At 37.8% G+C, this 11,928-nt stretch carries 13 protein-coding genes; all 13 read right to left on the reverse strand.

The genetic code is table 11. The annotated features are described in order from the left end of the window. Nucleotides 1-44: 44 nt before the first annotated feature. Nucleotides 45-785, reverse strand: a complete 741-nt coding sequence (locus AX663_RS05210) for a tyrosine-protein kinase (RefSeq protein WP_002890888.1) — start codon at nucleotides 783-785, stop codon at nucleotides 45-47. A 9-nt stretch (nucleotides 786-794) separates the two neighbouring features. Further along, entirely contained in the window at nucleotides 795-1,487 is a 693-nt protein-coding gene (locus AX663_RS05215; RefSeq protein ID WP_048790943.1) for a capsular polysaccharide biosynthesis protein, read from the reverse strand. 8 nt (nucleotides 1,488-1,495) lie between these two features. After that, nucleotides 1,496-2,227: a capsular polysaccharide biosynthesis protein Cps4B gene (gene cps4B / locus AX663_RS05220; protein ID WP_048790944.1), complete on the reverse strand. Its 732-nt coding sequence runs from the start codon at nucleotides 2,225-2,227 to the stop codon at nucleotides 1,496-1,498. Next, a complete protein-coding gene (gene cpsA, locus AX663_RS05225) occupies nucleotides 2,228-3,688 on the reverse strand; it encodes an LCP family glycopolymer transferase CpsA (RefSeq protein ID WP_060972924.1) in 1,461 nt (486 codons plus the stop codon). Nucleotides 3,689-4,028: 340 nt separating this feature from the next. Next, complete coding sequence (gene deoD / locus AX663_RS05230; RefSeq protein ID WP_048675940.1) at nucleotides 4,029-4,739, reverse strand: purine-nucleoside phosphorylase; 711 nt, start codon at nucleotides 4,737-4,739, stop codon at nucleotides 4,029-4,031. 397 nt (nucleotides 4,740-5,136) lie between these two features. Next, nucleotides 5,137-5,850 carry a type 1 glutamine amidotransferase gene (locus AX663_RS05235; protein WP_037601325.1) on the reverse strand — a complete coding sequence of 238 codons (714 nt, stop codon included), beginning with the start codon at nucleotides 5,848-5,850 and terminating at the stop codon, nucleotides 5,137-5,139. Further along, nucleotides 5,847-7,094 (reverse strand): chloride channel protein, encoded by a 1,248-nt coding sequence (locus tag AX663_RS05240; RefSeq protein WP_060972925.1) that lies wholly within the window; start codon nucleotides 7,092-7,094, stop codon nucleotides 5,847-5,849. Before AX663_RS05240 ends, AX663_RS05235 begins: the two co-directional genes overlap by 4 nt. Before the next feature lie 182 nt (nucleotides 7,095-7,276). Further along, a complete protein-coding gene (locus AX663_RS05245; RefSeq protein WP_060972926.1) occupies nucleotides 7,277-7,990 on the reverse strand; it encodes a LemA family protein in 714 nt (237 codons plus the stop codon). A 13-nt stretch (nucleotides 7,991-8,003) separates the two neighbouring features. Further along, nucleotides 8,004-8,813, reverse strand: coding sequence for a purine-nucleoside phosphorylase (locus AX663_RS05250; protein WP_060972927.1), 810 nt, complete (start codon nucleotides 8,811-8,813; stop codon nucleotides 8,004-8,006). 18 nt (nucleotides 8,814-8,831) lie between these two features. Further along, complete coding sequence (locus tag AX663_RS05255; protein ID WP_060972928.1) at nucleotides 8,832-9,377, reverse strand: DUF1697 domain-containing protein; 546 nt, start codon at nucleotides 9,375-9,377, stop codon at nucleotides 8,832-8,834. 1 nt (nucleotide 9,378) lies between these two features. Continuing rightward, entirely contained in the window at nucleotides 9,379-10,590 is a 1,212-nt protein-coding gene (locus tag AX663_RS05260) for a phosphopentomutase (RefSeq protein WP_060972929.1), read from the reverse strand. Nucleotides 10,591-10,711: 121 nt separating this feature from the next. Continuing rightward, nucleotides 10,712-11,392 carry a ribose-5-phosphate isomerase RpiA gene (gene rpiA, locus AX663_RS05265; protein ID WP_060972930.1) on the reverse strand — a complete coding sequence of 227 codons (681 nt, stop codon included), beginning with the start codon at nucleotides 11,390-11,392 and terminating at the stop codon, nucleotides 10,712-10,714. A 159-nt stretch (nucleotides 11,393-11,551) separates the two neighbouring features. Continuing rightward, on the reverse strand, nucleotides 11,552-11,928 hold a 377-nt coding region (locus AX663_RS05270), incomplete at its 5' end, for an LPXTG cell wall anchor domain-containing protein (protein ID WP_156430764.1).

The following is an 11,928-nucleotide window of genomic DNA, read 5'->3' on the forward strand; positions in this document are numbered from 1 at the left end:
TTTAATCTGTTAAGGTATAAGGAGCCGCATCATCCCCATTAATGCTATCCTTTTCTACGACGATGTGCTCTTGAATGACCTTCTTTTTGGTCTGATTTTTTCCCGTACTCACCATATGATCCGTAAGAACCATATGATCCATATTTATCAACTGTCATGTCAACTTTATTAAGGACGACACCTAAGAACTGTGAACCACTTTGTTCCAATTGTTCAACGGCCTTAGTAACGAAACGACGTTTAATTTTTCCAGCTGCTGTAACCAAAAGACTGGCATCAGCCTGATGGGCAATAATAACAGCATCAATGACCAAACCAATTGGTGGCGTATCAATGATGACATAATCATAACGACTACGAGCAACTTCCATCAAATGTCTAAAATTGTCATTTTGCAAAAGACTTGTTGGATTAGGTGGTACAGGACCAGATGCAATGACATCCAAACCTGAAATATCAGTTTGACAAATCGTTTCATTTAGATCAGCATTTCCAGAAAGGAAATTTGAAAGGCCTTTATAAGGCTCATTTGATTTAAATGTACCTGACAAAACAGAGTTACGGGTATCCGCATCAATGAGAAGTGTTCGGAGCCCAACACTAGCAAATGAAATCGCCAAGTTAACAGATGTCGTTGATTTTCCTTCACCAGCTTCAACAGAGCTAACCGCAATCACTTTCATCTGAGCACCAGAAAATTGAATATTTGTGCGAATGGCATTGTAATACTCTTCTGTTTGTTTGGCAAAGTTTTCTTTAGATTTTACTAACTTTAATAGAGGCATTTCTTCTCCTTAAATTTTATCTGTATCAGGGACAATTCCAAGAAGTGTCATTCCAAGGGCATCTTCCACATCTTCTGGACGGCGAATACGATCATCTAGGATTTCACGTACCAACACACCAACCACTGCAAGGAATCCTCCAAGCACTGCTCCAAGAAGCACATTACGTTTGATATTTGGTGAAGATGGTGACTCTGGCAATTTAGCTTCTTCAAGCGTTGTGACATCTTCAACTTTTGTCACGTTCTTGATTTTTTCTGAAGCAACTTCACGAACCTTATTGGCAAGTGTTTGCGCATCTTGACCAGTTTTAGCATTAACAGAAATTGAAATAAGACGAGTATCAGTAGGAATATTAACTGAAATCATTTTAGCAAGTTCTGCTTCTGTCATATTCAATTTTTCATCTTTGATAACTTCTGACAAGACATCGTTTGATGTAATAATTTCTTTGTAGTCTTTTGTCAAAAATGTACCGGCCTGCAAATCTTGAGCAGAAAGGTTTTTGCCATCATTAGCTTGATTAACCACATAAATACGTGTAGACGATGTATATGTTGGCTGAATGAGGAAGTAAGTTCCCAAGAAGGCAAAGACAGCGACATAAAAGGCTGTAAATAAAATAAATACTTTTTTAGTCCAAAGTTTTTGCAATAGTGCAAGTACATCGATTTCAACACGCTTCGTGTTTTCCTGAGTCATAGTTTCTCCTATATATATTGATTTTCAAGTAGTGTTTGTGGATTTTCGATAAAAAGGTTACGAGCACGTCTCGTTCCGTAAGTCTTCTCGATAATAGCGTAAGCATCTTTCATAAATGGTGGTCTTGGACCAAGATTATGCATGTCACTAGCAACCATATGAACCAAATTTTTCTCCAAGAAATAACGAACACGTTTTTTTCTTACTTTATCTTTATCTCCAAAGAGCTTTGGTTTTAGAACATGTGAGCTATTAACTTGAGTATAGCACCCCATGTTGATGATTTCTCGAACACGGTCAGCATTTTCTTCGAGGGCATCATAGCGCTCAATATGAGCAACAATAGGCGTTACCCCCGCTCGCAAAACATTACTAAGCCCACTATGAATTTCTTTCCAAGATGTGCGAGCACTAAACTCAATCAAAGCAAATTGAGTGTTGTGCATACGCGGAATAAGATTCTTTTCAAGTTTCTCCACAATGTCTGAGGTGTAATAAAGTTCACCACCATAATAAATAGTTAAGTCTGGATAAAGTGCTTCTGCTTCTGCTTTCACCTTAGAAAAGTTGGCAAAAATTTTATCCTCTGGAGTCTCAAACATCCCCTTACGACGGTGAGATGTTGAAACAATCTTACGTACCCCTTGGGCGTAGCTTTCACCAATAAGGTCTAAACTTTCTTCTAAAGTTTTAGGACCATCATCAACATCAAAAACAATATGTGAGTGAACGTCAATCACTTATTTTTCCTCCATCAGATTTTTGATAGCTTGAGAGGCACTTGCCACACTCGAATCATCTAGTTTCATCATGTAAAGACTAGAATTTGGCATAGCATAAGAGGTCAATTGACCAGTAGAACCAGTACCAGTTACTGCTTGAGACGTTACTGTAAATTTAGAGCCTGAATCAAGTTGTGTATTAGCCAAATCATTAATGGTATCCAAAGACATATTTGTCTGAACAGAGTCTTGGAGATTATTAACGATTGAAGTAAAGTTTGATACAGATTTTAGAGAAGCCAACTTGTTTACAATCGCAGAAATAACTTTCTCCTGATTTTTACCACGGTCATTATCTCCGCCATCTAAACTATAGCGTTCACGAACAAATCCAAGTGCTTGCTCTGAATTCATTTGGATATCACCAACAGGGAAATCAAACTTCCCATGAAGACTTGTGAAAGCTTGATCATTATGGACTGTCACACCACCAAGTTGGTCAATCAACTTAAGGAAAGATGTGAAATTAATTCGTGCATAGTAATCAATCTTAATACCATATAGATTTTCCAGAGTTTGTTCAGATGTTTCAACGCCATAAATACCTGCGTGGGTTAATTTATCATACTGGTCTGCACCACCACCAGGAATCTTAACGTATGCATCACGTGGAGTAGTCGTCAAGAGAATCTTATGTGTATTCATGTTTACTGTCATAATGATATTGACATCTGAACGTGACACTGTTGAAATCGAACCATAGGTATCAATACCACTAATATAAATATTGAAGACTTTTGAATCTACTTGTTTTGCAGAGTTGCTATTCTTCTTTTTAATTTTATAAGTATAAATTGTTTTTAGATTTGAAGCATAATTACTATCGACAGACTCTAATAGGCTAGCATAAGAGCCACTCAAGACCATAGCTTTAGATTTGCCAGACTTAAGATTATCATAAGCTTCTTGATATGAGGCAACATCATCAACTTTAACATCAACTTTTTTATCTTTTTTGAGAGCTGACATCAAGGTCTCGATATTGTTCTTATCAACCTTAGTAGGTGCCTGTACGCTAGTAAGCTGGCTCACATCTTTGATGTCACTTTCCTTAGGAACCACGATGCTCATTTCCACTTCAGAAAATGCTGCCGTCTGATTCATACGGTTAGTGATGTCAATCATTTGTTTAAAACCAAAAATACCAACCAGAGAAACTAGCGAGAAGATAACCAGTACAACCGTTGTCACTAGTGGTGATTTCTTAGTCTTCTGAAGGAAGATGCTAATAGCAAGAACTACCAACAAACCAATGGTGATAATGATGTTCAAAAACCTAAAGGATAGGAAATTATAATTGAACATGGTGAATAATAAGACCAATGCTAAAATAGCATACAGAATGGTCAACCCAACGTTGACCATCCCCCACGATCTATTACTCGTACGTTTTTGCTTACGATTCGTACGCGAACTCATATAAATTGCTCCTATAAATTAAAATTAGACATTTCCCATTATTATTATAACATTACTATAACTTCATTTCAATTGTCATTCTTTTTAAAAAAGAAGAAACCGTTTTTCATTATGATATCTAGCATTTAATTTCTATCATTTTTTATAATATTGTAAACTTATTTTCACATTTTTAGTGGTTGAACCTTAAATTGTCGGATATTTACCTATTTATTACAAGTATTTTTCTTCCAAATATTTTTATTTTTTTCTAGTAGTTTGAAAATTTTTAACCTATTGTTTCTTCGAGTAGATATTAGTTACAACACAAAAGGACGACCTAATGGCGTCCTTTTACAAATTAGTCTGCAATAAGTGTTTCAAGACCAACTTTCATCATGTCAGTGAAAGTGTTTTGACGTTCCTCAGCTGTAGTGTCTTCATCTGGATTGACCAAACTATCAGAAATAGTCATGATGGCAAGAGCATCTACTTGGTGTTGGGCTGCAAGGTAGTAAAGTGCTGCTGCTTCCATTTCAACAGCCTTCACTCCCCACTTACCAAGCTCAATGTTTTTTTCGAAATAATTTGAATAGAAAACATCAGATGACAAGACATTACCAACATGTGTTGTCATACCAAGGTCTTTGGCAATGTGATAAGCCTTATCCAAGAGATTGAAACTTGCAATTTGTGGGAAATCGTATTGTGGCCAATCATTACGGATAATGTTAGAGTTTGTCGCTGCGGCCTGTGCTAGAACTAACTCACGAACGTGAACATCCTCGTTCAATGAACCAGCAGTACCCACACGAATCAATTTTTTAACACCATAGTCAACGATAAGCTCACGCGCATAAATAGAGATCGATGGCATCCCCATTCCTGTTCCCATTACTGAGACACGTTCACCTTTGTATGTTCCTGTGTAACCAAACATGTTACGAACCTCATTGAAACATACAGCGTCTTCGAGGAAATTCTCGGCAATGAATTTCGCACGTAAAGGATCTCCAGGTAGGAGAATTTTATCAGCAATTTCACCTTGCTTAGCAGCAATATGGATAGACATAATATAAGATACCAAGGGCGTTAAAGAGGCAAAGTAAAAATAGGAAATCCGACAAAGATGCTTCGCATCTAGGAGGATTTATCTTTTTTACACAGCCTCTAGCCCGGGTTCAGTTTCAAACCCGAACTACCCTTCCTTTCATTTTTTATATACAGGATAGGCGACAGAGAACAAAGTAATAATAGGAAACTGACGACGCAATATAAATGCTAGACAGTTTATCTTTTTACTTCGTTCTCCGCCCGTATTCAATTTAGTGAATACAGTTAACCCGTCCTTTCTATTTTTTGATGGTAAAAGAGCAACCTGAACACACTATCTACCATTCTTAATTTTTATTTTTAAATAATTTATCTACTATTATATAGTTGATAAATAATTACTTTTTTTAAGTGGATTAAGCTTGAGTCAATGAATCAAGAAAATCATATAACTTCTTGTTCATTTCTGAATAATCGTTGGTACGCAATTGTTCAGGTGTTTGAACAAACGGTAACTCCTTATTTTGCTTACGCAAATGTTCTTCGCCATCTGCAGCTATGAGCAAATCAATGGCTTGGGAATCAAACTCTAGGTGTGCTTGGAAGGCATAGTGTTTAGGACTAAAGCGAATAATTTGACGTGGACAACCTTGACTAGTAGCAAGAACAACTGCATTATCAGTCAATCCAGGCATATCACCATGCCAGTGGCCAGTATTGAGAGTTGTGCCAAAACCTTTGACATGCTCATCAGCTAATCCATCATCCGTAAGTGTTATTGGAAACACACCAATTTCGCGTTCTGGACTATGCTCATACTTACCACCATAGGCTACAGACAGAAGCTGAGCTCCCAAACATACACCAACAATATAGATATCAGCAGCAATTGCTTTTTGCATAAATGCAATCTCAGCATTTGGGTCATAATAAGGAAAGGTCTGACGATCCTCATCAGGTGACTGAGGACCACCCATCACAATTAGAAAATCAATACCTTCAACGGTTTCAGGAAGGACCTCTTCCTCATATACCTTGGTTGATGTGATATTATGCCCACGGTCTTGAGCCCATTTTAAATAGGCTCCTGGAACTTCAAACGTTTCGTGTAAGATAAAATGAATATTCATTGTTTTTTCTTCCATCTATTATTAATTATCCTTGATAGTAGACCCGCTAAGATTAGAGGAACTGCTACCAGCCCTCCTTGACCGGTAAAACCTAGAACTAAGGCTATTCCCGTCAGAGGAGCATCCAAAGTTGTTACTAAAAAAATGGTTGCGCCAAGTAACATTCCTAGATTAGGATTTAGGGACAAACCAAAAGTCTCAAGACACCTTGTTAATAAGAAACCCGATCCGACACCTAAAGTAAACGAAGGCGTCAGTGTCCCTCCATAAGTACCTGACCATAGCAACAAGCACACAATAAGCCCTTTGATTACCAGCAAAATCGGAAGGTATTCCGAAGTTCCTCCAGAGAACATCCATTGTGCTAGAACCTGACCATTTCCCATGATTATAGGATAGAAAGCTACAATACCACCTAATATTATAAAAGAGACGGGCATGGTCCAGAGAATATGTTTATCTGTTATACGACTTTTACTCGCCTTTTTAGCTAAAACTTTAAATATAAGAGCAAGCGGAGTTACAAACAGCGTCAAAACAAGAATCTGTATCAAACTAGTAGGATGTAAGCTTACTTTATCAACTAAATATATAGCTTTCCCACCAACAATTGGACGAGCACAATAAGCTGACAAATAGGTTGTCACAAGAATGATACCAATGTTTTTCAGTTTCCAAGCAACTCCCAAAGTTTCCAAAACAAACAGTATACTGGCAAAGGGAACTTGGTAAACCGCAGCTAAACCTGCTCCTGCACCACATGCAATCATGAGTTGTCTTTCAGGAATTTCTAAACCCAGTTTTTTTGATAAACTGCCAGCACATAAGGCACCTAATTCTCGTGGAGCTGCTTCCTTGCCTACTGAAGCACCTGCTCCAACGATTGCTACTTGCACCAAAGCATGTAGACTTTGGCCAAGAAAATTTGGACTCTTCTTGCCAACGAGTTGCTTAGCCTTTCTAATGGAAAGAAGGGAGACTCGACGCTGAAGGAAATACCAAAAGATGCTAGCTAAGACACCAGCTACCACTATAACTACGAAGCGTCGATAAGCACTTACAGAATTAAATTGTAACAAGAGATCTGTCGTATCATTGCCAAAAGTAAGAAATTTTATAAAATCTAAAAGATAGTGGCAAAGAATACCAATCAGACCAGAAGCTATTCCGGTTGTCAAAACAGCCAAACTTAACCTAATCGACTTGGGGAGCCAAGTCAAACTCTTTCTCTCTTTACTACCCATATATTAGAGTATGGCTAAAATTGCTTTAACCAACTTTTCCTACTGTCTTTAGAGTAGGGTCAATCCCTTCTTTGTTTTTATTTCATAGTAAGGCAATCTCGTGCTGAATTAGAAAAACTAAAACTAGCTTTCATTCTTTGACCTTTTTAACTATATTCTAGTCTTAATGATTTTGTTCTATGTTATAAGTAGTTTATCTCTGAATGACCTAAAGTTGTTCTTAACAAAGCAAGTGGCAAACTGTAAATTGTTTTATTATATTGCGACACCATTTCATTGTAGTATAATTTTTGATTAGCAACAAGTACTTCTGACTCTTTAATCTCAGCAATCAAATCCTTTATACTTTGATCAGCTGTAATATTTGTATCTCTTTCGATTTTCTCTATAATTTTATTCTTCGTTTCCTCTAGTTTAGTAGAGTATTCATGTTTAGAAAAATTGCCAGACTCACCGTAAGACTTCCGCTTAGATTCTGAATGATTAGCTTTGTTTTCATCGTTAGTCAAATTGTTGACAGACTTTTTTTCCTCTAACAATTCTGAAACATTTTTTCTAACAGACATTTTTAACTCATGGTCTACAATCTTATCAGTCAGTTCTCGCAGTTGTACAATCAATTTTTCCACATACTGCTCTTTAATTTCAATTGCACTGTATGATGATTTAATTGACTCTTTTAAGTTAACAACTTTATGGTATTGAAATAGAAACACTATTATGATATAGCTTAAAACTGCAAATACGATAGATGCTCCTTGAAATGGTTCATAATCTATCTCACTACCACTTGTATCTATAGCAGAAAATATAACCAACCAAACCATGGTCAGGAAAGCAATTATAAAAACTCCACGAATGATACGAAATAATGGATTACTCATTAAGTTTGACATCAATTATTCCTTTTTAAAGTTCAGCTAGAATAGCTTTCAGTAAGCCTTTGAAATCCCCTTTAACACGTTCTGTCACTTCCACAACTTCTTCGTGATTGAGTTCTTCTTGGAAACCAGCCGCAAAGTTGGTAATACATGAAATACCAAGAACTTTCAAACCAGAATGTGCTGCAACAATGACTTCAGGGACAGTTGACATCCCAACAGCATCTGCACCAAGAGTCTTATAAGCACGAATTTCAGCTGGAGTTTCGTAAGTTGGACCAGTCACACCGATATAGACACCATCATCTAATTTAATGCCCAATTTGTCAGCAACTCGATGTGCAGTCTCACGGTATTCTGGAGTATACGATTTAGACATATCAGGGAAACGAGGACCAAAATCATCCAAGTTTTCACCAATCAATGGGTTTTGACCAGTCATGTTGATGTGGTCAGTGATGGCCATCAAAGTGCCTGGACCAAAGCCGATACCACCTGCTGCATTGGTTACAACAACTCCTTCGCATCCAAGAGCTTTCATAACACGTACAGGGAAAGTAACTACTTCAAGCGGATTTCCTTCATAAAAATGGAAACGTCCTTGAAGAGCTAAAACCTTACGTCCAGACAAAGTTCCATAAACAAGTTTTCCAGCATGACCGACAACCGTTGACTGTCCCCAGTTTGGAATATCCGCATAGTCAATGACAACTGCGTCTTCAACTTCTTCAGCCAACCCGCCAAGTCCAGAACCCAAAATTAAACCAAACTCAGGTTTTTCAATTCCTTTGCTTTCCAAAAATGCTTGAGTAACTCTAATTTTTTCAAGTAGCGACATGTTAATTCTCCCTTAATTTTATTTCATTCTTAAAAAGTGACCAATTTTTGAAAATGTTCTTGCATTTCGAATGGTTATATAAGGATAAAAAGGTGCTTTCAATAGCTTCTTATGATAAGCCGTTTGGTTATAGCTTGATTTATCAAATTTACCCCAGTAGATCCCAAGTTGACCAAGATGAATAATTTCATCTCCCAACTCTAAAGACTCAATAACATTCCTCATTTCGTTCTTATCAAGTCTTTCAGTATATAAGAGCACATCTTTTCTATAGAAATCATCTTCCCACCACTTAGGTAAAGATGCCACTTCATTTTGGTAATCTTCTAGAGTAAAAAGAGAAAACACCTTAATAAATGGATAAGTCTTATTAAGAAATCTCTCTAAAACTAAGAGGAGTTCCACTTTCATCAAGGATGAATCGAAGAAAAAATTTCCACTATTTATATAGGAAGAAACATTTGACATCCCAAGTTCTTTTAACTCATGACAAAATTCTTCCATGACTACCTTGTGACGACCACCAACGTTTATCCCACGAACCAAAAATGCATAGCGCTTCATTTTAGACAAGTTTATCCAAGAAGCTTTCACCAATCATGGCTTTATCTACACCAAAGTTTTCAGCGACAGTTGCTGAGATGTCAGAGAAATGACCTACTGGAATAAGTCCATTTCCTTTGAATGATGGGCTATAAGCCAAGAAAGGAATATATTCACGAGTATGGTCTGTACCTGCATAAGTTGGATCATTTCCGTGGTCTGCTGTAATCATCAAGAGATCATCTTCACGCATGGCAGCAATGATTTCAGGCAAACGTTGGTCAAATTCGTGCAAACAATCACGATATCCATGTGGATCACGACGGTGTCCATAAAGGGCATCGAAGTCTACCAAGTTTGTGAATGAGAAGCCATGTTTGAAATCTTCAGAAGTCATAGCTTTAATCAAATTATCAATACCATGGCTATTTGATTTGTTGTGGCCCATATCGTGGTTAATACCAGCTCCGTTGAAAATATCATTGATTTTACCAACGGCATAAGTATCAATACCAGCTTCATTCAATTTATCCAAAACAGTGGGTGCAAATGGTGAAACAGCCAAATCTCGACGATTAGATGTACGAGTGAAGTTTCCAGGCTCACCAACGTAAGGACGAGCAATGATACGCCCTAGAAGAGCTGGACGCTCAAGGGTAATTGAACGCGCATATTCACAAATACGATACAACTCATCCAATGGAATAATATCTTCGTGTGCAGCAATTTGAAGAACTGGGTCAGCTGAAGTATAAATAATCAATTCACCAGTTTCCATTTGACGAGGTCCAAAGTCTTCAATAACAGCTGTACCTGAGTATGGTTTATTAGCTTCACGAATGACTTTACGACCTGAGAATTCCTCAATTTTAGTGAGAATTTCTTCTGGGAATCCGTTCCAGAAGGTATCAAAAGGTTCAGTAATATTGAGACCCATGATTTCCCAGTGACCAGTCATCGTATCCTTACCAAGAGAAACTTCCTGCAATTTTGTTGCATAACCAGTTGGGTTACTTTCTGCTGATACTGTTTTCAAAGGTGTTTCACGAGGAATATTTCCTAGACCAAGCTTAGCCATATTTGGCACATTCAATCCTACTGATTTAGAGATATGACCAAGGGTATCTGAAGCACCATCTGGCACACCTGCATTGACAAAGTCATTGGCATCTGGAGCAGCACCAATTCCTACTGAATCAAGAACGACTAAATGCATTCGGTTAAATTTGGACATAACAACACCACAAAGAGATAAAATCTTTTCGAAATTACCTCTTGCCTTTCTATATTATTTAATAGTTTGACAAAAATTAATTAGTTTTCCTCATTAAAAGTGAGGGGAAATCAAAATTGGACTAGGCCTTGACTTCAACAACCTTAACACCGTCTTTTCCTGCAACGATGACTTTGTTAACCATACCATTGAACAATCCATGATCGACAACACCTGTCATAGCTTTTAGTTCTTCACCAAGAGCTACTGGATTTTCAATCTTACCTAAATCAAGATCGATGATATAGTTCTTCATATCTGTAACAAAGCGATTACCTTCCTCCGTAAGTCGGAATGATGGCTTATAGCCCTTCGAATCAAAGACACGATAGAGACGATCAGCACCATATTGAACCACTTCAACTGGTAATTTGAAAGCACCTAATTGATTAACCATTTTTGACTCATCAACTACCCAGATATATTCTTTCGTAGGTGTAGCGACGATTTTTTCCATCAGAAGGGCACCACCGCCACCTTTAATCCCATTGAGTTGAGGGTCTACTTCGTCGGCGCCATCAACAGTAACATCAATACTGTCAATATCATCCACTGCCTTCAAAGGAATACCTAAGCCTTCAGCTTGTTTAGTGGTTTGACTTGATGTCGTTACTCCAACAACACTAAGGCCTTCTTCCTTAATACGACGGCCAATTTCCTCCACGAAGAAATAAGCTGTTGACCCTGTACCGAGTCCAACAACCATTCCATCTTCAACGTATTTGGCAGCGGTTACGCCAGCGATTTTCTTAAGTTCTTCCATGCTCGTCTCCTTGCATCTTTCTATAATAGTCGTTCAAAACAATTATAACATGTTTCAACAGTAAATAGAAATGATACGAGGGAGTAAAACCTAGCAAAAATAAAAACTAGATTCTATTTAGAATCTAGTTTTGATGGGGAACTAATTTAATAGCACCACTTAATCTTCTTTACGACGTTTGAAGAATCCTACAAAGGCTGCAAAAATCATTGAAAGAAGTCCAATAAATCCAGCATTGCTAGTGTGCTCACCAGTTTGTGGCAACTCAGCTTGAGGCACTACAGGAACTTCAGTATCTGGAGTTGGTGTAGTTGGCGGTGTCACTGGAGTTGGAGGAGTAACAGGTGTTGGTGGTGTTTGTGGAGTCGGTGGTGTTGGTGGTACCACGTGAGACTCTCTCTCAACGACATAGTTCTTGTGCCATACAACACTTGGTTTTTCAGGAGTTTTAGGTTCTACTGGTTTAGCAGGAACTTCAACTACTTTTGGTGTTGGTGGCGTTGGTGCCGTTGGACCTGTTGGTGGTGTTGGTGCTT

Origin of the sequence: Streptococcus sp. CCH8-H5, assembly GCF_001556505.1 — a bacterium.
Lineage (GTDB): Bacteria > Bacillota > Bacilli > Lactobacillales > Streptococcaceae > Streptococcus.

Coding starts and splice junctions, on each gene's coding strand:
- AX663_RS05210 (WP_002890888.1), bottom strand. CDS start 785: ATGCCTCTATTAAAGTTAGTAAAATCTAAAGAAAACTTTGCCAAACAA.
- AX663_RS05215 (WP_048790943.1), bottom strand. CDS start 1,487: ATGACTCAGGAAAACACGAAGCGTGTTGAAATCGATGTACTTGCACTA.
- cpsA (WP_060972924.1), bottom strand. CDS start 3,688: ATGAGTTCGCGTACGAATCGTAAGCAAAAACGTACGAGTAATAGATCG.
- deoD (WP_048675940.1), bottom strand. CDS start 4,739: ATGTCTATCCATATTGCTGCTAAGCAAGGTGAAATTGCTGATAAAATT.
- AX663_RS05235 (WP_037601325.1), bottom strand. CDS start 5,850: ATGAATATTCATTTTATCTTACACGAAACGTTTGAAGTTCCAGGAGCC.
- AX663_RS05240 (WP_060972925.1), bottom strand. CDS start 7,094: ATGGGTAGTAAAGAGAGAAAGAGTTTGACTTGGCTCCCCAAGTCGATT.
- AX663_RS05245 (WP_060972926.1), bottom strand. CDS start 7,990: ATGTCAAACTTAATGAGTAATCCATTATTTCGTATCATTCGTGGAGTT.
- AX663_RS05250 (WP_060972927.1), bottom strand. CDS start 8,813: ATGTCGCTACTTGAAAAAATTAGAGTTACTCAAGCATTTTTGGAAAGC.
- AX663_RS05255 (WP_060972928.1), bottom strand. CDS start 9,377: ATGAAGCGCTATGCATTTTTGGTTCGTGGGATAAACGTTGGTGGTCGT.
- AX663_RS05260 (WP_060972929.1), bottom strand. CDS start 10,590: ATGTCCAAATTTAACCGAATGCATTTAGTCGTTCTTGATTCAGTAGGA.
- rpiA (WP_060972930.1), bottom strand. CDS start 11,392: ATGGAAGAACTTAAGAAAATCGCTGGCGTAACCGCTGCCAAATACGTT.